This is a genomic window from Martelella sp. K41-7, assembly GCF_055808365.1.
On record NZ_CM147867.1, the window covers coordinates 2,360,225 to 2,384,325 of the forward strand.

General features: G+C 59.6%; 17 protein-coding genes and 1 pseudogene. 9 read left to right on the forward strand and 9 right to left on the reverse strand.

Annotation, left to right across the window (positions count from 1 at the left end):
• Positions 1 to 78 precede the first annotated feature (78 nt).
• Positions 79 to 3,482 (forward strand): annotated as a pseudogene (locus tag AC0L7L_RS11230) (hybrid sensor histidine kinase/response regulator).
• Positions 3,475 to 4,395, forward strand: a complete 921-nt coding sequence (locus AC0L7L_RS11235) for a response regulator (protein ID WP_473509044.1) — start codon at positions 3,475 to 3,477, stop codon at positions 4,393 to 4,395. Before AC0L7L_RS11230 ends, AC0L7L_RS11235 begins: the two are co-directional and overlap by 8 nt.
• Before the next feature lie 102 nt (positions 4,396 to 4,497).
• Here the strand turns inward: AC0L7L_RS11235 and cysK are convergent, their stop codons facing one another.
• Complete coding sequence (gene cysK / locus AC0L7L_RS11240; RefSeq protein WP_473509046.1) at positions 4,498 to 5,466, reverse strand: cysteine synthase A; 969 nt, start codon at positions 5,464 to 5,466, stop codon at positions 4,498 to 4,500.
• A gap of 156 nt (positions 5,467 to 5,622) precedes the next feature.
• On the reverse strand, positions 5,623 to 6,891 hold the full coding sequence (locus AC0L7L_RS11245) for an MgtC/SapB family protein (protein WP_272212001.1): 1,269 nt from the start codon (positions 6,889 to 6,891) through the stop codon (positions 5,623 to 5,625).
• A gap of 173 nt (positions 6,892 to 7,064) precedes the next feature.
• Between AC0L7L_RS11245 and AC0L7L_RS11250 the strand changes: the two genes are divergently transcribed.
• The gene (locus AC0L7L_RS11250; protein ID WP_272212002.1) at positions 7,065 to 7,697 is read left to right on the forward strand and encodes a LysE family translocator; all 633 of its coding nucleotides are present in this window, start codon (positions 7,065 to 7,067) and stop codon (positions 7,695 to 7,697) included.
• A 13-nt stretch (positions 7,698 to 7,710) separates the two neighbouring features.
• On the opposite strand, the gene AC0L7L_RS11255 is transcribed toward AC0L7L_RS11250, so the two are convergent.
• Both AC0L7L_RS11255 and dut read right to left on the reverse strand, forming a co-directional pair.
• Positions 7,711 to 8,631, reverse strand: a complete 921-nt coding sequence (locus tag AC0L7L_RS11255; RefSeq protein ID WP_473509048.1) for a GNAT family N-acetyltransferase — start codon at positions 8,629 to 8,631, stop codon at positions 7,711 to 7,713.
• Entirely contained in the window at positions 8,600 to 9,046 is a 447-nt protein-coding gene (gene dut, locus AC0L7L_RS11260; RefSeq protein ID WP_272212004.1) for a dUTP diphosphatase, read from the reverse strand. The genes AC0L7L_RS11255 and dut overlap by 32 nt, the downstream gene beginning before the upstream one ends.
• 118 nt (positions 9,047 to 9,164) lie before the next feature.
• Here dut and AC0L7L_RS11265 point away from each other — a divergent pair, with 118 nt between their 5' ends.
• A complete protein-coding gene (locus AC0L7L_RS11265) occupies positions 9,165 to 10,748 on the forward strand; it encodes a peptide chain release factor 3 (RefSeq protein ID WP_473509050.1) in 1,584 nt (527 codons plus the stop codon).
• Positions 10,749 to 10,757: 9 nt separating this feature from the next.
• Positions 10,758 to 11,603, forward strand: coding sequence for an NAD(P)-dependent oxidoreductase (locus AC0L7L_RS11270; protein ID WP_473509052.1), 846 nt, complete (start codon positions 10,758 to 10,760; stop codon positions 11,601 to 11,603).
• A 26-nt stretch (positions 11,604 to 11,629) separates the two neighbouring features.
• Here the strand turns inward: AC0L7L_RS11270 and AC0L7L_RS11275 are convergent, their stop codons facing one another.
• Complete coding sequence (locus AC0L7L_RS11275; protein WP_473509054.1) at positions 11,630 to 12,034, reverse strand: GFA family protein; 405 nt, start codon at positions 12,032 to 12,034, stop codon at positions 11,630 to 11,632.
• A 129-nt stretch (positions 12,035 to 12,163) separates the two neighbouring features.
• Between AC0L7L_RS11275 and cueR the strand changes: the two genes are divergently transcribed.
• A complete protein-coding gene (gene cueR, locus AC0L7L_RS11280) occupies positions 12,164 to 12,625 on the forward strand; it encodes a Cu(I)-responsive transcriptional regulator (protein WP_473509056.1) in 462 nt (153 codons plus the stop codon).
• Here cueR and AC0L7L_RS11285 read toward each other — a convergent pair.
• Entirely contained in the window at positions 12,592 to 13,473 is an 882-nt protein-coding gene (locus AC0L7L_RS11285; RefSeq protein ID WP_272212008.1) for a 3-hydroxybutyryl-CoA dehydrogenase, read from the reverse strand. The two genes, cueR and AC0L7L_RS11285, sit on opposite strands and share 34 nt — an antisense overlap.
• A 210-nt stretch (positions 13,474 to 13,683) precedes the next feature.
• Between AC0L7L_RS11285 and dxr the strand changes: the two genes are divergently transcribed.
• Positions 13,684 to 14,847 carry a 1-deoxy-D-xylulose-5-phosphate reductoisomerase gene (dxr, locus tag AC0L7L_RS11290; protein ID WP_272212009.1) on the forward strand — a complete coding sequence of 388 codons (1,164 nt, stop codon included), beginning with the start codon at positions 13,684 to 13,686 and terminating at the stop codon, positions 14,845 to 14,847.
• A 3-nt stretch (positions 14,848 to 14,850) separates the two neighbouring features.
• On the opposite strand, the gene AC0L7L_RS11295 is transcribed toward dxr, so the two are convergent.
• From AC0L7L_RS11295 to hemA, 3 genes are all read right to left on the reverse strand, one after another.
• Complete coding sequence (locus AC0L7L_RS11295) at positions 14,851 to 15,396, reverse strand: SDR family NAD(P)-dependent oxidoreductase (RefSeq protein WP_473509059.1); 546 nt, start codon at positions 15,394 to 15,396, stop codon at positions 14,851 to 14,853.
• A 211-nt stretch (positions 15,397 to 15,607) separates the two neighbouring features.
• Complete coding sequence (locus AC0L7L_RS11300) at positions 15,608 to 16,726, reverse strand: serine hydrolase domain-containing protein (RefSeq protein WP_272212011.1); 1,119 nt, start codon at positions 16,724 to 16,726, stop codon at positions 15,608 to 15,610.
• 85 nt (positions 16,727 to 16,811) lie between these two features.
• Complete coding sequence (hemA, locus tag AC0L7L_RS11305; protein ID WP_272212012.1) at positions 16,812 to 18,026, reverse strand: 5-aminolevulinate synthase; 1,215 nt, start codon at positions 18,024 to 18,026, stop codon at positions 16,812 to 16,814.
• Between the two features lie 436 nt (positions 18,027 to 18,462).
• Here hemA and AC0L7L_RS11310 point away from each other — a divergent pair, with 436 nt between their 5' ends.
• Entirely contained in the window at positions 18,463 to 18,735 is a 273-nt protein-coding gene (locus AC0L7L_RS11310; RefSeq protein ID WP_272212013.1) for a YMGG-like glycine zipper-containing protein, read from the forward strand.
• A 391-nt stretch (positions 18,736 to 19,126) separates the two neighbouring features.
• A complete protein-coding gene (locus AC0L7L_RS11315) occupies positions 19,127 to 20,893 on the forward strand; it encodes an autotransporter assembly complex protein TamA (RefSeq protein ID WP_473509061.1) in 1,767 nt (588 codons plus the stop codon).
• Positions 20,894 to 24,101 lie beyond the last annotated feature (3,208 nt).

Sequence of the window (24,101 nt, forward strand, 5' to 3'; positions counted from 1 at the left end):
TTGCTTGCCATTGTCTGCCATTGTCTGAACATTCAACAAAGCCCAAGTTTCTTTTCCAGGCAGGCGCCGCATCGATACATGACACCACGCCAACGCATCATTCCCGTCCGGCGCGAATATAACCGCTGGGTCGCCAACCAGACGCTGGAAGACTATGCGCTGCGTTTTACCGCCAAAAGCGCGCGCCGGTTTTCATCAAGTCGGATTTCGCAAACGGCGATCGGCGCGATTTCCTTTCTGGCGCTGGAAGCGATCGGCGGCACGATCACGCTGTCCTATGGCACCACCAATGCCTTCTTCGCGGCCATTGTTGCTGCGGCCGTGATGCTGCTGGCCGGGCTGCCAATCGCCAAATATGCGATCCGCCACGGTGTCGATATCGATCTTCTGACGCGCGGCGCTTCCTTCGGTTATATCGGCTCGACGGTCACCTCGCTGATCTATGCCAGCTTCACCTTCATCCTGTTCGCCATCGAAGCCTCGATCATGTCCGGCGCGCTGGAGCTTGCCTTCGGCATTCCGCTGTGGATCAGCTACATCATCTCCGCCGTGCTGGTCATCCCGCTGGTGACTTACGGCGTGCAGATGATCTCGCGGTTTCAGATCCTCACCCAGCCGTTCTGGATCATCCTCAACATCCTGCCCTTCATCTTCATCGCTTTCATGGATTTCGAAAAATTCGAGCTATGGCGGGCTTTCGGAGGGTTGAACACCGCAGCTGCCGAACCGGGAATGGCGGCACCTTTTACGCTGGCAGGCTTTGCGGCGGCCGCCGGTGTCATCTTCGCGCTGATGCCGCAGATCGGCGAACAGGTGGATTTCCTGCGCTTCCTGCCGGCAACCGGCGAGCGCAAGTTTCGTCATCGCCTCGCCATTTTTCTGGCCGGTCCTGGCTGGGTCGTGGTTGGCGTGCCGAAGCTGATGGCCGGCTCGTTTCTGGCCGTTCTGGCGCTTTCGACAGGCATGCCCGCAACCGAGGCGGCAGATCCGGCCCATATGTATCTGACGGCATTTGGCTACATGATCCCGAACCAGACAGCGGCACTTCTGCTGATGGCCGCGTTCGTCGTGGTCTCACAGCTGAAGATCAATGTGATGAATGCCTATGCGGGCTCGCTCGCATGGTCGAACTTTTTTCCCGCCTCACCCACAGCCATCCTGGCCGGGTGGTGTGGCTTGTCTTCAATGTGGCGATTGCGCTGTTGTTGATGCAGCTCGGCATCTACCGCCTGCTGGAGGCGTCGCTCAGCGTATTCTCGATCGTTGCCATGGCCTGGCTATCAACGATCTCCGCCGACCTCCTCATCAACAAACCACTCGGCCTGTCACCGCCCGGCATCGAGTTCAAGCGGGCGCATCTTTATGACATCAACCCGGTCGGGCTGGGGGCCATGGCGCTTTCCGGCGGTATTGCGATTGCCGCCCATTTCGGCCTGTTCGGTGCGCTTGCCGTTTCCTTTGCGCCCTTTATCGCGCTGATCGTCGCTCTCATCGCTTCTCCGCTGATCGCCTGGGGCACGGGCGGGCGTTATTATCTGGCGCGCAAGCAGCGCAAGGGCTGGCAGTCCAAAAGCGCGATCACCTGCTCGATCTGCGAGCATCCCTTCGAACCCGAGGACATGGCCTGGTGCCCGGCCTATGCCGGTCCGATCTGTTCGCTGTGCTGTTCGCTCGACAGCCGTTGCCATGACATGTGCAAGCCGAAGGCCCGGCTCAAAACACAGATCGCCACCGTTGCTGGCGCGCTGCTGCCCGCCCGTGTGGTCGAGCAGCTTTCGACAAGGCTCGGCCGCTACGGCATCACCGTTGCCTTATCGATCACCTTCATCGGCGCCATCCTGTTCATGATCGCCTACCAGATGGTGCAGGCCGCACCGGAAACCAGTTCGGTGGTCTATGACACAGCGTTGATCGTGTTCTTCGTCTTCTCCATGCTCGCCTGTATCGTCGCCTGGTTTTACGTGCTCGCCCATGACAGCCGCATGGTCGCCGAGGAGGAATCCTCGCGCCAGACGACGCTGCTTTTGAAGGAAATCGCCGCCCACGAAAAAACCGATGCAGCCTTGCAGACCGCCAAGGAAAGTGCAGAGGCCGCAAACCGTGCCAAGAGCCGCTATGTCGTCGGCCTTTCCCACGAACTTCGCACGCCGCTCAATGCAGTGTCGGGCTATGCCCAGCTTCTGGAGCGCGATCCGACCATTCCCGAGGCGCGTCAGCCGGCGATCAAATCAATTCGCCGTTCCGCCGACTATCTGTCGGGCCTGATTGACGGCCTTCTGGATATCTCACGCATTGAATCCGGCCGCCTTCAGGTCTTCTCCAACGAGATCAACCTGACCGAATTCCTTGACCAGATCATCGACATGTTCGAGACCCAGGCCCGCGCCAAGGGGCTGAAATTCGAAAACAAGCTGGACCGCAACCTGCCCGCCTATGTGCGCACTGATGAAAAGCGGCTGCGCCAGATCCTCGTCAACCTGCTTTCCAACGCCGTGAAATTCACCGACACTGGCAGCGTGACATTGTCGGCGCGCTATCGCAGCCAGGTGGCGACCTTCACCGTTGCCGATACCGGAAGCGGCATCGCCGAAGAAGACCTGTCGCGCATCTACGAACCATTCGAGCGCGGCGGCGGCAGGAGCGAAAAGCCCGGCCTCGGCCTCGGCCTCACCATCACCCGGCTTCTGGTGAACACGCTCGGCGGCGAAATCGAGGTGGAAAGCAAGGAAGAAGCCGGAACGCGCTTTACCGTGCGCCTGATGCTCGCCTCCATCGAGCGGCCGCAGCCTGCGCGCATCGCAGGCGATACCGCCGCGACCGCCGGCTATGGTGGTCCGCGCCGCACGGTCATGGTTGTTGATGATAATGCCGATCACAGGGCAATGATGCGCGATATTCTCGTACCGCTCGGTTTCAACGTATTGACCGTTGAAGACGGTGAGACCGCGCTGGATCAGCTTGAGGACACGATGCCGGACCTTTTCCTTCTCGACATCCGCATGCCCGGCATGAATGGCTGGCAACTGGCCACGACACTGCGCGATCAGGGCATCACCAGCCCTATCGTGATGCTCTCGGCCAATATCGGTGACGATGCCATCATCGGCCATGGTGACGACAGCCACAACGACACACTTTCAAAACCGGTAGACCTGAAACGTCTGCGCGATGTGCTGGCGCTGCACCTTGGCATCAACTGGCAGGCAACGCCTGCGGCACCCGATAGCGAGACGGCGACGCCACCGCAGAGCCTGCAATCACCACCGAAATCAGACATTGTTGAATTGATCCGGCTTGGCGAGATCGGTTATCACCGCGGGATCAGGGACAAGCTTGCAGCGCTTTCGGCAGATGAGGCCTATCAACCCTTTGTCAGCGAAGCGACCACCTTCGTCACCCGGTTTGATATGGACGGCCTTGTCGGCTATCTGAAATCGCTCAAATCCGGCACGGCCGGAAAGGACGCAGAGAACAATGGCTGAAGCAGCCGCACAGGAAATCGTACTCTTGGTCGATGACAGTCCGGAAGCGTTGAGCTTTCTGACCGAAGCACTTGAGGACAGCGGATTTTCTGTTCTGATCGCAACGTCCGGAGAAAGCGCCATCAACATCGTCGACCGGATCAAGCCCGACATCGTGCTGATGGATGCTGTGATGCCGAAGATGGACGGTTTCGAGACCTGCCGGCGGCTGAAATCCGGCCCTGCGACTTCAAGCCCTGTCATTTTCATGACAGGGCTTTCGGAGACAGAGCATATCGTCCACGCGCTGGAATCGGGCGGGGTCGACTACCTGACCAAGCCGATCAATATCGACGAACTGCGCGCCCGCATCCGCGTGCATCTGGCTAATGCCCGCTCGGCCCAGAGCGCCCGGGTGGCGCTCGATGCAACCGGCCGCCACCTGCTTGCGGCGGGTCCCGATGGCATGCCCCGGTGGATGACACCGCAAGCAGGAAGGCTGATCGGCGACACAGCCGGAGGCGCACCGGATCACACTTTTATCGGGGAACAGATCGCCGCCTGGCTTGCTGACGGAAGCGCGGATGCCACCGCTGGAAATCAGCCTCCTCTGCCGGTCACGTCGAACGAAAAAACGCTGTTTCAGCTCGCTTTTCTGGAAAAGACCGGCGCGGACGAATTCCTGTTTCGCGTCACCTCCGCCAATCCGGTCAGCGATGACGAGACGCTGCGCAAGCATTTCCCGCTGACAATGCGCGAATCCGAAGTACTGCTGTGGATCGCCAAGGGCAAGACCAACCGCGATATCGGCGAAATTCTCGGGCTTTCAACCCGCACGGTGAACAAGCACCTTGAGACGATCTATGTGAAGCTCGGCGTCGAAAACCGCGCCTCGGCTGCCGTCAAGGCAGCTTATGTCCTGCACGATATGTAAAGAGCGCCGGGCAAGGCCCAGCGCTCGTTTTTTTCGGTATAGTACCTGCCGTCGTTGCTCAAAGGTCAAGTCCGTAAACAACGCGACGGGACAGTCGGATTTTTACGCGCCAAGACCTTCAAACAGCGCCGTCGAGAGATAGCGCTCGGCAAAGGACGGGATGATGATGACGATGTTCTTGCCTTCATTTTCCGGTCGCGAGCCGACCTCGATCGCCGCCTTCAGCGCCGCACCGGAGGAAATGCCGACGGGCAGGCCTTCAACGCGCGCGACTTCGCGAGCAAGCGCAAAGGCATCGTCGTTTTCCACCTGAACGACCTCGTCATAGACCGAGGTATCGAGCACACCCGGCACGAAACCGGCACCGATGCCCTGGATCTTGTGCGGAGCAGGTGAACCGCCCGACAGGATCGGCGAGGCAGCCGGTTCGACCGCGATGACCTTCACATCCGGCTTCTTCTGCTTCAACACCTGGCCGACGCCGGTGATGGTGCCACCCGTACCGATGCCCGAGACGAAGAAATCGACCGCACCATCGGTGTCGTTCCAGATTTCTTCCGCCGTCGTCCTGCGGTGAATTTCCGGGTTGGCCGGGTTTTCGAACTGCTGCGGGATGACTGAATTTTCGATCTCGGCGGCCAGTTCCTCGGCCTTGGCGACGGCGCCCTTCATGCCCTTCGGCGGCTCGGTCAGCACCAGTTCAGCGCCGAGCAGCGCGACCATCTTGCGGCGCTCGATCGACATCGATTCCGGCATGGTCAGGATCAGCCGATAGCCCTTTGCGGCGGCGGCGAAGGCCAGCCCGATACCGGTGTTACCCGATGTCGGCTCGATCAGCACGGATTTTCCGGGGGTGATCTTTCCCGCCTTTTCCAGCGCATCGATCATCGCAAAGCCGATGCGATCCTTGACCGAGGAAATCGGGTTAAAGAATTCCAGCTTGGCCAGAAGATTGGCCTTCACGCCCTTTTCCTTCGCCAGCTTGTCGAGGCGGACGATTGGCGTGTCACCGATGGTTTCGAGAATTGAGGAATAAACTTTCCCGCGTCCGGGCTTGCCGTTCTGTTCCATGGTAGTTCTCCCTGAATGAGTTACCCTCTAGGTAGGGCTCGACAACGCAAAATTCGAGGCACGAAACAGCGATCCGACGACATCACGGGAAACATGATTCCAACCAACGCAATTTTCCCGAAATCTCATTCCAACGCCTGAAGAATGCTACGCCACTCAGTGTACAAATGTGACAAATATCCAGAAACAGGCACCACCGGCGACCAACACTGCAAACGTTACGAGCCCCAACAACCGGCCGTAAACCCGCGTGCCGCTGCCATAGGCAAGCGCCACCTTGGTGATGAGATTGGAGGCAGCTGCCACCATCACGGCAAGGGCTGCGGTGTTGATAGGAACTGAAAAACCAGCCAAATGCGCGGTCGACAGCGTAATGGCATCGAGATCGGGAATGCCGGAAACCAGCGCGATCACGATGATACTCTCCGGCCCCAGAAGCTGCACCAGCATTTTTGCGATAAAGCTGACGGCACCGAGCAATGCACCAAAGCGCAAAACCGCGCCCAGCTCGAATGGGTTTGAGAGCGTCAGCTCGGCATTGCCACCCGCCGCTCTGTTGCGGCCGATAAGAAACAGGCTTGCGCTGGCGAAGACGCAAAACCCCGGCACCAGGGCCGAGGCCAACGGCACGATCAGCGCAGGCGCGACAGCCGCACCGATGATGAAACAGCGCACCAGCGAAAGCCCGCCGGCAATCGAAGCGGCGCCGGCCAATTGCCGCGAAAGCAGCGGCTGAGCCGTGGAAATATGGGCGAAAGACAGCGTCGTCGCTGTCGAAGAGACAATCCCGCCGGTCGCACCGGCAAACAGGATGCCGCGTTCCGGCCCCGCCACCCGCATAGCCACATATCCGGCATAGGAAAGGGCGGCGATCATGATCGTCATCAGCCAGACGGTAAACGGGTTGAACCCGCCCCAGGGATCAATCGCCCGGTTCGGCAGAAGCGGCAGTGCCACGAAGCTCATGGTCAACAGCACCAGCGCCGAGCGCAGTTCAACCCATGTCATTGTTCTCAGGAAACCATGGAGACTGTGACGAGCCGCCAACAGAACCGTTGAGACCACACCGCCTGCAGCAGCCAGCCGCATATCACCTGTTGTCGAAACGATGCCGAGCGCAAACACCACCAGAGCTGCAACGACGCCCGTGGCTGAGAAATCATTTCGCGGTGTGGCGGCACGGTAGCTGAAAACGATAAATGCGCCCACCATCCCCACACCGAGCGCTGCAGGCAGGACCGGCCCCGATATCTGCCCCAGATATCCCGAAAGCCCGCCCAAAAGGCCAACCAGCGCAAAGGTACGGATACCGGCGGCGCGCTCGCCATCGGCCATCTCGCGTTCCTGCCAGCCGCGTTCGATCCCGACCAGAAGGCCAATCGCAAGCGCCAGTCCCACGCGCTGAAACGCGTCCACCATGTCCATGAACCATGCCTCCGGGAAAACATGAGGCGTAAAAGGCCACTTGTCCCTGTTTGGCGGAAATTACCCCATCATCGGCGAAAACGGAATGAGAAATGAAGGGATTACCCGATCTCTCCTCACTTGTCGCCATTCGGTTTTCGGCTATAACAGCTTAATTGACCAAGGAAACTGTCATGCCCGAGCCCCACCACCTCCTGGCCTTTGTCCTCATTGCCCTTGCAATGGTGCTGACGCCAGGGCCGAACATGATCTACCTGATTTCGCGGTCAATCTGCCAGGGGCCGGTTGCCGGAATGGTCTCGCTTGCCGGCGTCGGCATCGGCTTTGCAGTCTACATGTTGTCGGCGGCCTTCGGGCTGACGGTGCTGCTGCTGGCGGTTCCCTTTGCCTATGACACGATACGGTTTCTGGGGGCGTGCTACCTGCTTTACCTTGCGTGGAATGCGGTCAGGCCCGGCAGCCAATCTGCCTTCACCGTGCGCAACCTGCCATCGGACAGCATCCGCAAACTGTTCGTTATGGGGCTGGTGACCAATCTCCTGAACCCGAAATCGGCCGTGCTTTACCTGTCGCTGCTGCCACAATTCATCGACCCGGAACGCGGGCACATTCTGTCGCAGACGCTGGTTCTGGGGTTTGCGCAAATCGCCGTCAGTCTGGCGGTCAACGCTCTCATTGTGCTTGGCGCAGGTGCCATTGCCGTCTTTCTGGCAGAGCGACCGCTCTGGTCGCATATCCAGCGCTATCTGATGGGAACGGTCCTGGTGGGCCTTGCCACCCGGATGGCGCTAGAGGCACGGCGTTAGCGCGCCTGTCGCGTCAGAATTCAGCAAGAGGCGTAAATCCGACGGGTGCCATGCTCAACTGCTTTGTCAGCGCCGCCGACACCATCAGATAGATATGCGGATCGGCGACCGGGTGCGCTTGCAGCCACTGGAGGAGGTCCGGGCTGAACCGGGTCTCGACTTCGGAGAAGCCACCGCCGAGACCGGCGCAAATCTCGGAAAGAGCGGGCATCGCCGGGGCAACGATATCGCAGATCACCAGGCGCCCTTCCGCCGCCTTCCAGGCGATGACCGCATCCAAACCGGGGAGATGCGTAAGGGTTGTCTCATCCTTCTGCCAGAGCGCGTTGAGCAGGAAGAATTCCTTCATCCCCCGCACGGCAAATCGCCGGGAGACCGGTTCGCGGCGGTCGAGCATTCCGGCAATAAGCGCGACATCACCTTCATTATCAATCGAGATCTTGCGACCGGATGCCGTTTGCGGATGGCTTGCCGGCGCAGGACCACGGAAACCGAATAACCGGACCTGCCGCAAGCCATAGGGCTCATAGAGCCCCGGCTTGTGGGTCATCAGTATATCGGCCTCGTGGCCGGTCGTGCGGGCATGGGTGAAGGCACGGCGCATCAGGTCTCGGTAAAGCCCCTGCCCCCGATATTCCGGCCTGACCGCACCGGACTGATAGGCCGCCGCTATCACCCGCCGGCCCTCGACCATCAGCGGCACTGAAAACACCGAAAAATTCGCAACGCATCGTCCATCCGTATCGAAATAGCCGAACGGCATTGTGGTTTTATCCAGACCGGCAAGTCCAAGCGCTGATCGGATATCGATCCCGAACATCTCCTGCAGCAAGGCTGCAAGCGCCTCGAAGGCAGTGAGATCGGAGAAATAGTCCTGCCGGAATGTCAGCCGATCTTCCACCTCAAACGCCCGTTGAACCAAACCCGCCTGCACCGCGCTTTGTCTCCGTCAGATCACCGACCACAGTTACCGGCATCTGCGTTACCGGTGCGATGATGACCTGGGCGATGCGCATATCCCGTTCAATGGCGAATTCCGCGTCGCCGAGGTTGACGAGCAGCACCTTCACCTCGCCGCGATAGTCGCTGTCGATGGTGCCGGGTGTGTTGAGACAGGTAATGCCGTGCTTGAACGCAAGGCCGGAGCGCGGGCGGATCTGCGCCTCGTAACCTTCGGGAATTTCAAAGATGAAACCGGTCGGCACCAATGCGCGCTGGCCGGGCGCCAGCACCAGCGGCTCGCCTTCAGGCAAAGCGGCACGGATATCCATCCCGGCGGAACCAATGGTCTCATAAGACGGAGGCGCCAGGCCGTCGGCATGTTCGAGACGTTTCAGCTTCAGTGTCATCTTGTCTTCAATCACCTTGGTTTAATCGCGGCAACCTTGCCATGCGACGGCGACAGGTCAATTGCATCTTGATGCCCAAATCGCTAGATAGGCGTCAATCAACAGGATTTAACGACAAATGCCCGAAACGCTTGCAGAGGCGGTTGCCCGCCGCCGAACCTTCGCGATCATCTCCCATCCGGACGCCGGTAAAACCACGCTGACGGAAAAACTGCTGCTGTTCGGCGGTGCTATTCAGCTTGCCGGCGAGGTGAAGGCCAAGAAGGACCGTATCCAGACGCGTTCCGACTGGATGAAGATCGAGCGCGAACGCGGCATTTCAGTGGTCACCTCGGTGATGACCTTCGAATATGAGAATACCGTATTCAACCTGCTCGACACCCCCGGTCACGAAGACTTTGCCGACGACACCTACCGCACGCTGACGGCGGTGGATGCGGCGATCATGGTCATCGACGCAGCCAAAGGCATCGAGCCACGGACGCTGAAGCTGTTCGAAGTCTGCCGCATGCGCGACATTCCGATCATCACCTTCGTCAACAAGATGGACCGCGAGGCCCGCGACACGTTCGAGATCATCGACGAGGTGGCGGAAAAGCTGGCGCTTGATCCCGTGCCGATGACATGGCCGATCGGACAGGGCAAGAGCTTTGCCGGCACGTATCACTTGCGCGACAGCGCGGTGCGCTACGGCGACAGCGAGCGCGAACTGACCAAGGTGAACGGCCCGGAAGTGGTGTCAGAAAAACTGCCCGAGCATGAACGCCAGGACTGGGCCGAAATGGCGGAACTGGCCATTGACGGCTATCCAGCCTTCTCGCGCGAGGCCTTTCTTGAGGGCCACATGACCCCGGTCTATTTCGGATCGGCGCTACGCAACAACGGCGTGCGCGACCTCATCCACGCGCTGTCCGAATTCGGCCCGCCGCCACGCGCGCAGGTCGCGGATGTGCGCACGGTCGAAGCCACAGACCCGAAAATGAGCGCCTTCGTGTTCAAGATTCAGGCCAATATGGATCCCAATCACCGCGACCGTATCGCTTTCGTGCGCGTATGTTCGGGTGAATTGAAGCGCGGCATGAAGGCAAGGCTTTCGCGCACCGGCAAGCAGATGGGGCTAACGGCGCCGCAATTCTTCTTCGCCTCGCAGCGCCAGCTTGCAGACGCGGCCTATGCCGGTGACGTCGTCGGTATTCCCAACCATGGCGCGCTTCGGATCGGCGATACGCTGACCGATGGCGAACAGCTCGTGTTTCAGGGCGTTCCCAACTTCGCGCCGGAAATCCTGCGCCGCGTGCGGCTAGAAGATGCCATGAAGGCCAAGAAGCTGAAGGAAGCATTGCAGCAAATGGCCGAGGAAGGCGTGGTGCAGCTGTTTACCCCGGAAGACGGCTCACCGGCGATTGTCGGCGTTGTCGGCGCGCTGCAGCTTGATGTGCTGAAGGAGAGGCTGAAGGCAGAATACGGCCTGCCGGTGTCCTTCGAAATGGCACGTTTTTCGATATGCCGCTGGATTTCTGCCGAAAAAAACGCCGAGCTGGAGAAATTCGTCTCCTCCCATCGCGGCGATATCGCGCGCGATCTTGATGGCGACCCGGTTTTCCTGGCGCAGGACGGCTTTTCGCTGAATTATGAAAGCGAACGCGCACCTGAAATCAGGATGATCGCGATCAAGGAATATCAGCAGGTAAAAGCTGCCTAGGGAGGCATCATGGTCGAGAAAGAGAAAATCGGCATTTGCGGTACCGGACGCATGGGTTCGGCGATGGCACGCCGTCTGGCTGCCGCCGGTTTTGAACTGGTGTTGTGGTCGCGCAGCGGGGTGCCGGATGAACTGGCCATCAAGACCAGCGCACAAAAGGCACGCAACCCGGCAGCCCTTGCCGGCAAGGCCGATATCATTATCACATCCCTGATTGATGACGCGGCGGTGGAAGAGGTGCTCACCGCGCTGATGACAACATCGCTGCCCGGCAAGCTGGTCGCCGAGATGTCCACCGTCAGCCCGAAAACGCTCCGCCGCTTTTCCGAACCAATCAAGGCCAAGGGCGGAAGCGCTATTGATGCGCCGGTTTCCGGCGGCCCGGAACTGATTGCTGACGGAAAGGCGGGTCTCTATATCGGCGGCGCGAATGCCGATTTCGCGCGCTTTCATCCTGTCGCCATGGCGTTGTCCGACCGGGTCCACCACGCCGGATCGCTCGGCATGGGTGCTGCCGCCAAGGTCGTCAACAACATGATGCTTTGCGGCTATTGGGAGGTCTTGAAGGAGGCACTTCTGACCGGCAGAGAGGCCGGGCTTCCGGTGGAGACCATGCTGGAAATCCTGCTCGCCAGCCCCGGCGCTTCGCCGGCGCTCAGGACCCGGATTCCCGTATTCTGGGTGAAGACAAGTCCGTCGGCTTTCCGGTCAGGGGCGCACTCAAGGACGCAAAGCTGTTTGCACGTGTCGCCGAAAGTTTCGGTATCGAAACACCCGCCATCGACGCCGCCGTCAAGAGTTACTCCGCCTGTCTTGAGGCCGGTCACGGTGACGAGGATCTGTCTGCAATGGTGAGGACGGCGCTTAAAAAGGGCTGAGTTCTATTCCTTCGCCTCTCCCGGAAGCGTGCTGAGTTCACTGACGAAGGCGGCCGCCGCCTCGCACCAGATCTGCCGCTTGGGTGGCAGATCGCCGCGCTGGTCGATCAGCCCCCAGCGCAGGGTCCAGTCCTCAGCCGCATCGCCCTCGCCTCTTGAAAACACCGGCCCGCCGCAGGTCTCGCAGAAGGCCTGGGCGCGTTTGGCGCCGCTTTCGGCCATTTTCCAGTATTCTCTGAGCACGCCGCTCAATATCTGGACGTCGTCTCGCGACACAAGGACCGACACGCGATAGGGCGAGCCAGAGAGCCGTTGGCACTGATTGCAGTGGCAGACAACGACGGCATCGGGATCAACACTTGCCGCAAAGCGCACATTGCCGCAAAAGCAGCCTCCGGTGACGTCCATGGTTTATTCTCCGCTTTGTATTGGGATGGTGTTCATGCCACGGGGAAGCGGCCGGGGGCAACACGCCAAGGCTTGAAGAATCCTGATGGCGGCATCAGATTAATGAAATCGTATGTCAGGAGAGCGTGGATGAATATCGGCCAAGCCGCACGACAATCGGGCCTGCCGCCCAAAACGATCCGCTACTACGAGGAAATCGGCCTTGTGGTCGCAGACCGTGCCACCAACGGATATCGGGATTATTCCGACAATCATGTTCACCGGCTGAATTTCATCCACCGCTCGCGCGACCTCGGCTTTTCGGTCGAGGAATGCCGACTTCTCTTGTCGCTCTATGACAACAATGCCCGCGAGAGCGCGGAAGTGAAGGCGCTGGCGCTGTCGAAAATCACGGAAATCGACGCCAAGCTCGAAAGGCTTTCCGGGCTGAAAGCCACGCTGCAACATCTTGCCGAAAACTGCCATGGCGACCATCGCCCGGACTGCCCGATCCTGGAGCAGCTTTCCGGCGAAAAAGGCTGCTGCACCGCCGCGACAGGCGTGAACGACACGGCAGATCACCGCGTCGGAACCGGTTCCTCACCGCGATAATCGTAAAACCCACGGCCGGATTTGCGGCCGAGCCAGCCGGCATCGACATATTTCACCAGCAGCGGGCAGGGGCGGTATTTGTTGTCGGCCAGCCCTTCATGCAGAAGCTGCATGCCCGCAAGGCAGGTGTCGAGCCCGATGAAATCGGCAAGCTCCAGCGGCCCCATCGGATGGCGCGCGCCGAGCTTCATGGCAACATCGATGGCGTCGACAGAGCCGACACCTTCATAAAGCACATAGATCGCCTCATTGATCATCGGCAGTAGAATACGGTTAACGATGAACGCGGGAAAGTCCTCTGAAACGGTCGGCGTTTTGCCGAGCGAGCGGACGAATTGCTTGGCTGTCTCGAACGTCACCTCTTCTGTCGCGATCCCACGCACCAGTTCGACAAGCTCCATCACAGGCACAGGGTTCATGAAATGCACGCCCATGAACCGTTCCGGGCGGTCGGTGGCGGCGGCAAGCCGGGTGATGGAGAAGGCCGAGGTATTCGTCGCCAGCAGGGCTTCCGGTTTCAGAATCGGGCATATTCTTGCGTATAGTTCGCGCTTGGCCGCCTCGTCTTCGTCGATTGCCTCAATCGCCATATCGGCAGAGGCAAGATCCTGCAGGTCGGTCGATCCGCTGATCAGCGACAAAGCCTTCTTGCGGTCTTCATCCGATAGCTTGCCGGAATTGACCTGACGCGCGAGATTGCCGTTGATGGTCGCCAGCGCGCGTTCGACCTGTTCGCGCTCACGGTCGATCAGGTGCACGTCATATCCGGCCACCGCACAGACATGGGCAACCCCGCACCCCATGGCGCCTGCACCGACAATCCCTATGCGCTTTATGATATCAGCCATTTCGCGCTCCTTCATTCATTCCGAGAGGCGGGCGGGATGCCACACACCATCGTTTGTACCACTTGATAGTCTTTCAGGCTTTTCATTTCCAGTGCCACGCCTTGCCGATATCAAGTCAGGGACAGGCTAAATCTTTGCATCGCCTCTGTCGCTCGCCACAAAAGTCCGATAGAGCCTTGGTCAGGAAACGGACTGAAACGGCACGGCATAATGAGTACGCGACGCATCGCCATCTTCGGCGCGACAGGATCAATCGGTGTCAACACGCTCGATGTGATCGAACAGCTCGGCGGGCGCGACACTTTCGAACTGACCGCACTGACGGGCAACGCCAATATCGAGGCGCTGGCCCGCAAGGCCATAGACCATGGCGCGGCCATGGCGGTCACTGCTGACGAGACCCGTTACAAGGCTTTGAAGGACGCGCTTTCCGGCTCGGGCGTCACACCAGCCGCCGGGACAAGCGGGCTTTGCGAAGCCGCCCGGATGGACAATGATATGGTCATGGCTGCCATCGTCGGCACGGCAGGCCTGAAACCCACCCTTGAAGCGGCAAGCGCCGGCGCGGACATCGCCCTTGCCAACAAGGAATGCCTTGTTTCCGCCGGCCCGCTGTTCATCAAGGCGATTGCCGAGGGTGGCGGCACGATGATCCCGGTGGACAGCGAACATTCAGCGATCTTTCAGGTGTTCGAGGAAAACCAGCGCCGCGCACTGGAGCGGGTGATCATCACGGCATCCGGCGGACCGTTCAGAACCAAGAGCCTTGAGGAGATGCGCCATGTGGATGCTGCCACAGCGCGCGCGCATCCCAATTGGTCGATGGGCCTGAAAATCTCTATCGACAGCGCCTCGATGTTCAACAAGGCGCTGGAGATGATCGAGGCCATGCACCTGTTTGGGCTAAGCCCAGAGCAGGTGGAGGTGATCGTCCACCCGCAGTCGATCATTCATTCCATGGTCGGATATGCCGATGGATCGGTGCTGGCGCAGCTTGGTGCGCCCGACATGCGCACGGCAATAGGATATGCGCTGGCCTATCCCGGCCGCCCCGTGCTTTCTGTGGAAAGGCTCGATTTCGCAAAGCTTGCCCGACTCGACTTCGAGGCCCCGGACGAGACCCGGTTTCCCGCCCTGCGACTGGCGCGCGTCGCCATGGATCGCGGCGGGCTTCAAGGCGCGGTGCTGAACGGCGCCAAGGAAGTGGCGCTGGAGGCCTTTATTGCCGGGCGCTGCGGCTTTCTGGAAATGGCTGAAATCACCGAGACCGTGATGGATGGCCTCAGTCATCTGAGGGATGCCACCAACATCGACGACGTTTTCGCCGCCGACCAGGAGGCACGACGCCGGGCCACAGCTCTGGTCAAGGGCTGAGCGTTACCACGCGATCCGGCTGCCGTCATAGGCAATGAAAATACCGGTCTCGCCTTCGGTGATCCGATTTAGGGCCGACAGCATATTGCCTGCCGCTGCATCAGCCGCAACACGTCGGTTACTGCCTGCAAACGGCTCGGAAAGCGCCGTGACCACAGTGCCCGGATGAAGTGCAGCCAGAGACAGCAGCGGTAATTTGCGGCTGGCCTCGATCGATGCAGTGCGGACAATCTGGTTGAGCGCTGCCTTTGAGGCCCGATAGGACATCCAGCCGCCGATATGATTGTCGCCAATCGAGCCGACGCGTGCCGAAAGACAGGCAAACACCGCCCGGCGGTTGCGCACTATCAGCGGCAGGAAGTGCTTCAGCACCAAGGCCGGACCGACAGCATTGACGGCGAATTGCTTTGACATCGCCCCGGCATCCAGAGCCCGGATGGTCTTCTCGGGGCCGGATGCCATCGATATGCAGCGCGCCGGTCGCACAGATGATGAGATCAAAGCGCGTATCGCCGAGACGCGCTGCAGCATCTGCAACGGAATTTTCATCTGTGATATCAAAGCCGTGATCGCGCCGCGATAGCCTGTTCAGGCCGCCGCAGCGCCGATCAGCTTCGATTGTCTCGCAAAAGGCCTGGCCGATGCCACCCGATGCACCGATAACAAGCGCACGATAACCTTGCACCAGACTGGTCATGTCCATGTTCGACATCAATCTCTCCCTGTCGGAAAAGATCTACGCGCGAGTGTCTTGCCCGGATCAGGTATTGAAGACCGCCCGCCAGAGATCTGAGGGAAAAGCACCATCGCAGCCTTCCGGCGCCGTATTGGTCATGGCGGCGGCCACCGTGCCGCTTTTCGGGTCATAACACCAGCGATTGCCATAGACCCCGCCCCAGGAGACAGCGCCATCCGGCAGCGGTGAATTGTCGAGCGCGGCATTTTCCGTGACCGCGCCAAGGAATCCGAACTTCACACCCGGACGGACATTGAACTGACCGATCTGGTTGCCGATAGCCGCTGCGACTGTCTCGGGTTTCAACACGCAGTCACCACCCTTGCGAACCATCTCGAGGAGCCGGATCACGTCGCCGGCGGTTCCCGCCATACCACCGCCGCCGCTTTGAAAGGCGTGCCGGTTGAAAATGCGGGCGGGCGAGAAGCAATAAACCGTCTCGAAGGGCCCCGGCACACGTTCCGGTTCCCCCATAGGGCGCGGTTCGGGCTCATCATTGACGTAAGGCACGGCGAGCCGTTCCGGATCAACCGCGGTGAAGCTTGTGTCCTTGATGCCCAGTGGGCCGAACACATAATACCGGATCACGTCTTCAACCGAGCCGCCGTGAATTTCGGCAAGCACAGCCCCCAGAATATCGATCGCGATCGAATATTCCCAGGCCGTTCCAGGCTTGTAGGCAAGCGGCACGGTGTTCAGTTTCGAAAAATTCTCCTCGAGCGTCATGTCGGTGTTTTCGAGGCCGACATTGACAGCCTCGTGATCGGGCAACACACCGAAGCCGGGTTTGTATGTCAGTCCGGCGGTGTGTGTCAGAAGCTGACGGATCGTGATATTGGCCATCCGGCCATCCGGCCCAGGCGGGTGAAACCAGTCGAGATAATCGGTAACACTGTCGTCAAGCGAAAGCCGGCCCTGATCGATCATGGCAAGCGCCGCTGCGGCAACAAACGGCTTGGTCACGGATGCAAAACGGAATACCGTGTCAAGCGCAACCGGCCTGCCCGCCGCACGGTCGGCATAGCCTGCGGCCCGTTCATAGACAGGCTCGCCGCCCCGCCAGACCATGACCACTGTGCCAACGACCCGTGCCTCAGCGACCGCACGGTCGATTGCCGCGTCAATACGTTGCGAAAGTTCCATGAAAAGCTCTCCGAACCAGAAACTGCATTGCCTGCTTGATCCGGAAAGCCTTTATCTGTGTCAAGTGAATTCCCGATGACCGCCGTCAGGCGACTGCTCTTGCCAGCGCGCACTGAGACCACAGCGAATGCAACGACTCAACCAGATGGTCCATATCCTGATCGGTGTGCAGCGGCGTCGGGGTGAAGCGCAAACGCTCGGTCTTGCGCGGCACGGTCGGGTAATTGATCGGCTGGACATAGATGCCGAAATCATCAAGCAGGATGTCCGATATCCATTTACACTTCGATGCATCCCCTACCATCACGGGCACGATATGGCTTGAGTTGTGCATGTGCGGAATGCCCTGCGCGTCGAGCTTACCGCGTAGCGTCGCGACCCGTTCCCAGTGTCGTTTGCGTTCGATCTGGCTGACCTTCAAGTGACGAATTGACGCGACTGCACCAGAGGCCAGTGATGGCGGCAGCGCGGTCGTGAAGATGAACCCGGAGGCAAACGAGCGCACAAAATCGACAACCGCCCTGGAACCGGCAATATAGCCGCCCATGACGCCGAAAGCCTTGCCAAGCGTCCCCTCGATAATCGTCAGCCGATCCATCAGGCCCTCGCGCTCAGCTACACCGCCGCCGCGCGGACCGTACATGCCGACCGCATGGACTTCGTCCAGATAGGTCATGGCACCGTATTTGTCGGCGAGATCGCAGATTTCCCTGATCGGTGCGATATCGCCATCCATCGAATAGACCGATTCGAATGCGATCAGCTTCGGCGCATCCGGATCGGCCGCCTTCAGCTTCGATTCCAGATCATTGAGATCGTTGTGCTTGAAGATCACCCGCGCGCTTTTGCCGTGGCGGATCCCCTCGATCATCGAGGCGTGGTTGAGCGCATCGGAAAAAATGATGAGGCCGGGAATTTTCTGGCCGAGTGTGCCGAGCGTTGCCCAGTTGGAAACATAACCGGAGGTAAAGATCAGCGCCGCTTCCTTGTCATGCAGGTCTGCGAGCTCTTCCTCAAGCTGGACGTGATAGTAATTTGTGCCGGAAATATTGCGGGTGCCGCCGGCCCCTGCCCCGCAAGCCTCGATCGCCTCCTGCATGGCGGCGATCACGGTGGGACACTGCCCCATGCCGAGATAGTCGTTGGAGCACCAGACTGTGACAGGCGAAGCCGTGCCATCCTTGAAACGCGAGGCGCGGGGAAATTCACCGCGATGCCGCTTCAGTTCAGCGAAGACACGGTACCGGCCCTCATCGTGCAGTCCCGCAAGTTCACTTTTGAAAAATGCTTCGAAGTCCATCGCTCAAGTGCTCCACCGCAAGGCCGTGTTGTTTTGCGCTAGAATTTGACGAAGTTTGCGCAACGTCAAGCCGCAGAGTGCCAAAATTCGGACAGGTGCGGCAATAGGCCCTTTTGTTTGAATTATTCCAAACTGCTTCTACACGCAACCGTTCACGCCAAAACTTGATCAAGGTCAATTGATCGACATTATTGCAAAGCCGCCAGCGACACGGTGCGAGAGCGGGGACAACCCCCTGACCGCGCGCGCAATTTTGAAGCCTTCGAAACATCTGCCTCACAACCGGGGGCGCTTTTTTACTTCCCGCACCAGCGCTATTCAGATATGTATTTTTGTAAGCGACCGGCAGAAACGGTCGCGGCAAGGCGAGTGGCGGCAGGCACGGGACCCCGGGAAGCGTCCGGTCGCAGCGCTACCAATCGGTGATGAGGGAATCATGAATAAACTAATCGCAGGACTTTTGATCGGTGTATTTTCGCTTGCGGCCACGGCCTGCACGCCTACGCAGGAAGGTGCCGCTATCGGCGCTGGCAGCGGCGCATTGATCGGCACCGCCATTGACGGCGGCGGCCTCGGCGGTGCGCTTCTCGGCGGCGCAATCGGCGCGGGTGCCGGCGCGCTGGTCGGCAGAGCTGTCGAAAACCAGCCAGGCAAATGCTACTATCGCGACCGCTACGGTCGCGAATATGTCGACAATTGCCCGCGGTAAACCGCTGAGTTACAGAACCCGGCAGCAGCAATTTCCTGCCGCCGGGTTCCAGCTCATTCGTCCAAAGTGAGTGCACACAAAACGAAGACCCGACAGACCGGCGCTTCCGAAAGATTCGGTTAACGCTGTTGTGGGGTTTCGGATTTTGTCGGGATGCACGCCTGGCATCCATGCTAATATGTTGCCGCGCCACCTTAATTGCGGATCAGCGGCATAGTTTGAGCAAATCATGAAAACCCGTCCAATCCGGAGACAGTTCAGCGACATGGCCTCTTTGAATAAAGGTCTGTTGCTTACTCCTGCTTTGCTGGCAGTACTTTGCACCGGTGTTGACGAAGCACGCGCATTCAGTCTTTTCGGCGTACATTTGTGGGGCGAACAGCAAGAAGACGTGGAAAGCGTCCAGGATCCCGTGCGCTACAACGTCACATTTTCAGTCGATGGCGGCGATAGCGAACTGACAAAGTTCCTGCGCAATCGGTCCCAACTGGTCAGCGATGAAAAGCAACCTGTCGATGGCGACCTCGGCCTTCTCGTCAAGGCCCGCGACGACCTGCAGATCCTGGTTGGCTCACTGTTCGAAAAAGCCTATTATGGCGGCGTCGTCGACATCAGCATAGAGGGGCAGTCGATCGAAGATATCGTCGGCCTGCCGAACTTCGACCGGGTCAATCCCGTACCGGTCACCGTCACGATCGAGGCCGGACCGCAATTTTCCTTCGCGAAAATCGATATCCGGGGCGCACCGCCGAATTTCAACCCGGCAAAGGCCGAGCTTGTCGCCGGAAAGCAGGCCTATTCAACGATCATCCTCTCGGCAGCCAATGATATCGTAGCGAAGCTGAAAGGTGATGGGCACCCGTTCGCGAAGATCACCAAGCGTGAAGTGATCGCAAACCATAACAATTCAACCATTGATGTGATGATCGACGCCGAGGCAGGGCCGAAGGCCGATCTCGGGCCGATTGCCATCAAGGGCTCGGAAGCTGTCGACCCCGATTTCATACGTCGTTATTCGCGGCTGAAAGCCGGTGAAACATATTCTCCGAAAGAGCTTTCGGATGCCGCCAACCGGCTGCGTACGCTGAAAACCTTCGATTCGGTCGTGATCAATACCGGTGGTGCGCTTGACGACAACGGTCAACTCCCGACGACGATCACCGTCAAGGACGGCAAGTTCCGCTATTTCGGCTTTGGCGCGACAGTTTCCTCGATCGATGGCCTCGGCCTGGAGGGCTATTGGGGCCACCGGAACCTGTTTGGCAAGGCGGAGGGGCTTCGGCTTGAAGCGGGCGTATCACGCATCGGCGCGAGCGACTCACTCGATTCGCTCGACTACGCCGGCGGGCTCACCTTCACCAAGCCTGGCCTGTTCCACCCCTCCGGGATGTTCACAGCAAGCCTGCTTGCCGGAACAGAAAACCCCGATCCCTACAACGCCAAAACCGTTGCCGGCAGTATCACTTACAGCTACGAGCAGAACGAGTACAACACGATTACCGTTGGCTCGACGACCGAATATTCCAATATTGAAGATGCGTTCGGCACCGAGGATTACCTGACTTTTTCGATACCCGTCGGCTTTGATCGCGACACCCGCAACGATGCGCTCAACCCAACCGAGGGAATCTACCTCGTGACCACCGCCGAACCGGCCTATGATTTTCTCAACGGCACGATCTATTCGTCATTTGACGCGATCGGCTCGACCTATCTTTCGGCGGGCGAGGATGACCGCCTTACGCTTGCTGCAAGGGTCGGCGCAGGCACGATTGTCGGTGGCAACGGTCTTAAAGACATCCCGGCCAATCAGCGTTTCTATGCCGGCGGCGGCGGCAGTGTGCGCGGCTACGCCTACAAGTCGATCTCGCCACGCAATGCAAAGGGCGACGAGACGGGCGGTCGCTCCTATGTCGAAGCCACGCTTGAAGCGCGCATCGGCTTGACTGAGAACATTCAGATCGTGCCCTTTATCGATGCTGCCGATGTTTCGGCGGACAATTTCCCGGATTTCAGCGATATCCGCGCCGGCGCCGGCCTCGGAGTGCGTTATCTGACCGGCTTCGGCCCGATCAGGCTCGATGTTGCTCTACCGCTCGACCGCTATCCGGGTGGCGACAAATTCGGCATATATGCCGGGATCGGACAGACGTTCTGATCCGCCGGCTCGACGGGATGCCGAAAAAAGTGCGGTCGACCGGCCTTAATTGACGCTGTAATCACCCCTTCCATAGCGTATAGACTGCCCCAGTTAACCAATGGGCATAAATCAGGGATTGCGCCAGGAAATGAGAACATTGACGGCTACGCTTCGAATTCTGACCAAAGTGATTGCGGGGCTTCTGGCCGGCGTGATCCTGATTGTGCTGACCGCCGTCATACTCGTGGGCTTTACCGGATTTGGCGCCAATTTCGCCGTGCAGCAGATCACCAAGCGGATCGCTTCGCCTGATTTTGCGGTTCATGTCGGCCGGGTCAGTGCACCACTGACGGGTCACTTTACCATCGAATCCGTCTCTGTCTCCGATATCAACGGCCCCTATGTCGCGGTCGAGGATGTCACCCTGGACTGGTCGCCGCTTGCTCTTTTCAGCAGGCGTTTCGTCGCCGAAAGCCTTTCTGCTCAGTCTGTCGTGCTTGACCGTCTGCCAGCTGCCGCAGACGGCGCGCCCAAGGAAAAAGCTGAAGGCGGCGGTTTTTCACTTCCAGTCGGCATCAAGATCGACCGGTTCGATTTCCCGCAAATCGATATCGCCGCGCCGGTTTTTGGTGAAGATTATCCGCTTTCCGCCGCCGGTAGCGTCACCGCGCTCACCAAAACGATTTCCGCATCGCTCGATGCCCGTCATCGCGGCCGTCCGGAAACCTATGTGAAGGCCGATGTCGAATATGCGCCCGCCGACAACCGTCTTGATCTGGAAGCGGAGATCAACGAGCCGCAGGGCGGCCTCGTCGCTACGCTGATGCAACTGCCTGGCGCTCCGGCACTCAACATCGCGCTTGACGGGGACGGGCCGCTCTCAGACTGGCAGGGCAAGGTGACGGCAGAACTCTCCGGCACGGCCCTGGGGACGATCGACATCCACCACCGGCTCGACAATGCGGGCGCGCGGATGATCACGGTCACAGGCAGCGGACAGTTCGCGCCGCTGACGCCGGAAGCCTTTGCGGGCCTCGTCGAGGGTACAACGGCGCTCGATATCGCAGTGACGCTGTCGCCATCGGGCCGGATCGCGATATCGAAAGGCAATGTCACGACCGGCAGCTTCGCCCTTGCCGCTTCCGGCGCCTACGACCCGAAAGGCAACAACGACCTGAAGGCAACATTGAACGGCGTCGATGGGCCTGTGCCATTCTCATGGCCGATGGGCGAAGAAACGCTCGACCTTGCAATCGAAAATGCGTCTCTCGCCCTGACGGGGGCTGCCGACAATGCCGATCTTCAGACATCCGTGACGCTTGACCGGCTGTCGATGCCGCAAGTCAGCGTCAGCGGCATAGCCCTGGTGGCGAGCGGAACGGACCTCGATCTTCAGACCCGCCGCGGCACTCTCGACACCGCACTGACGGTCGAAGGCATCACTTTCGAAAACGAAAACCTGAACCAGCTCGTCAAGGCGCCGATTTCTCTTTCTGCTCCGATTACGCTTTCCGGGTCCGACATCAAAATCGATTCTGCCGAACTTGAAAGCGGCAGTATCGGCGGCACGGTATCCGCATCCTATGACATGGATGCACAGAAGGCCTCGGGCTCTGCCCGTGTCTTCGTGCTGGCCGATGCGCTTCCGGCCCCGGCCGCCGGCATGATCAATGGCATGACCCGGATCGAGACCGGTTTTTCGGCGGATCTCGCAGACGCCAGCTACAGGCTTTCGGACCTTCAGATCGAGAACAGTCTCGTCAATGCGACCGGAGACGTTTCTCTGGCTGGCGATACAATTGAGGCCTCACTGAAGGCAGCCTTGTCCGAGCTTGGCGCGCTTGCGCCACAGGTCGGCGGCGCTGCGAAAATTTCCGCTTCGCTCACCGGCGCCCTTTCCGCACCCGATATCGATGCAACCGCAACAGCGGATAATCTCGTCATCTCCGGCGAAACCCTCAAGGACTTTTCGCTTTCGATCCAAGGCAAGGCCGACCCGGCAGCCCCCACCGGCACGGTTTCAGCCAAAGGCTCCTATGCCGGCGCACCGCTTTCGCTTGCCGCCGAGATTACCTCTTCAGACGGCACGATTGAAATCGCCGGCATTGACGGCGCTGTCGGCGAGAATAAGCTTTCCGGCAGTCTGACGCTCAATGAGAGCTTTCTTCCGGCCGGCGGTATCAGTTTCGACTTTCCCAACCTTAAGCTTCTCGCCGGACTTGCCGGACAAGAGGCGGCCGGCGGCATTTCCGGGCGCATCGCGCTTGACAATGCTAACGACAAGATCGGCCTTTCGCTTGACGCCAAGGGCGACAGCCTTTCTTTCGCGACGGTCACGGCACAGGATATCGACGCCGCCCTGACTGTTTCCGACCTTTCGGAACTGAAGGCAAACGGCAAGATCACGGTCGGCTCGGTCACCGCAAGCGGACAGCGCATAAGCGACATCGCACTTTCGGCGCGCAACGCGGGAACCACGACGACCTTCGACCTCTCCGCCAGTCATGATGGACAGCCGGTGAGCGCTGAAGCCAGGGTGACCCGCTCGGACGCGATGGAAATCGAGCTTCTGAAGCTCGAAGGATCACCGATGTCGCTGGCTCTGAAGCTTGCCGAGCCGGCCAGGATCACGATCGCGGACGGCACGGCCAATATTCAGAATTTCAGCATAGGCATTGGCGGCGGAACGATCAGCGCCAGTGGAAGCGTCGGCGATCGCATGGATCTCAGCGTCAATATCGCAGGCGTTAGCGCATCGATTGCCAACCAGTTCGTACCGGGCATCGGCGCACAGGGCACGATTTCCGGCACAGTGACGGCCAGCGGCGCGCTTTCCAGTCCGACGGCCAATTACGACATCAGATGGAACAATGCCAATCTGGCACAAAGCGCCGCGATCGGCAGCCAGCCCTTCACCCTGTCGACCAGCGGTCGCTACCAGAACGACCGCGTCACCACGGACACCACGATCACCAATGCGCAGGGGCTGACGGCACGCGCCAACGGCTCCGTGGGCCTCACTGGAAACATGCCGCTCGACATCTCCGTCAACGGTCGTCTGCCGCTGGCGCTTGCGTCTATCGCTGCGGGCAATGCCGGTTTTGCGGTTGCCGGCAACGCCGACGTGAACATGAGCATCGGCGGAAGCGTGCAGGCACCGTCCTATTCGGGCGGCATGGATGTCAACATCAGTTCCGTGACCGATCTGAGGCGCAATTTACGGATC

Bases quoted from the DNA above. Each gene is read 5' to 3' on its own strand.
- AC0L7L_RS11300 (WP_272212011.1), bottom strand. From the start codon at position 16,726: ATGGAACTTTCGCAACGTATTGACGCGGCAATCGACCGTGCGGTCGCT.
- AC0L7L_RS11245 (WP_272212001.1), bottom strand. From the start codon at position 6,891: ATGGACATGGTGGACGCGTTTCAGCGCGTGGGACTGGCGCTTGCGATT.
- AC0L7L_RS11270 (WP_473509052.1), top strand. From the start codon at position 10,758: ATGGTCGAGAAAGAGAAAATCGGCATTTGCGGTACCGGACGCATGGGT.
- dxr (WP_272212009.1), top strand. From the start codon at position 13,684: ATGAGTACGCGACGCATCGCCATCTTCGGCGCGACAGGATCAATCGGT.
- AC0L7L_RS11295 (WP_473509059.1), bottom strand. From the start codon at position 15,396: ATGAAAATTCCGTTGCAGATGCTGCAGCGCGTCTCGGCGATACGCGCT.
- AC0L7L_RS11265 (WP_473509050.1), top strand. From the start codon at position 9,165: ATGCCCGAAACGCTTGCAGAGGCGGTTGCCCGCCGCCGAACCTTCGCG.
- dut (WP_272212004.1), bottom strand. From the start codon at position 9,046: ATGACACTGAAGCTGAAACGTCTCGAACATGCCGACGGCCTGGCGCCT.
- AC0L7L_RS11310 (WP_272212013.1), top strand. From the start codon at position 18,463: ATGAATAAACTAATCGCAGGACTTTTGATCGGTGTATTTTCGCTTGCG.
- AC0L7L_RS11250 (WP_272212002.1), top strand. From the start codon at position 7,065: ATGCCCGAGCCCCACCACCTCCTGGCCTTTGTCCTCATTGCCCTTGCA.
- AC0L7L_RS11285 (WP_272212008.1), bottom strand. From the start codon at position 13,473: ATGGCTGATATCATAAAGCGCATAGGGATTGTCGGTGCAGGCGCCATG.
- AC0L7L_RS11275 (WP_473509054.1), bottom strand. From the start codon at position 12,034: ATGGACGTCACCGGAGGCTGCTTTTGCGGCAATGTGCGCTTTGCGGCA.
- cueR (WP_473509056.1), top strand. From the start codon at position 12,164: ATGAATATCGGCCAAGCCGCACGACAATCGGGCCTGCCGCCCAAAACG.
- cysK (WP_473509046.1), bottom strand. From the start codon at position 5,466: ATGGAACAGAACGGCAAGCCCGGACGCGGGAAAGTTTATTCCTCAATT.
- AC0L7L_RS11235 (WP_473509044.1), top strand. From the start codon at position 3,475: ATGGCTGAAGCAGCCGCACAGGAAATCGTACTCTTGGTCGATGACAGT.
- hemA (WP_272212012.1), bottom strand. From the start codon at position 18,026: ATGGACTTCGAAGCATTTTTCAAAAGTGAACTTGCGGGACTGCACGAT.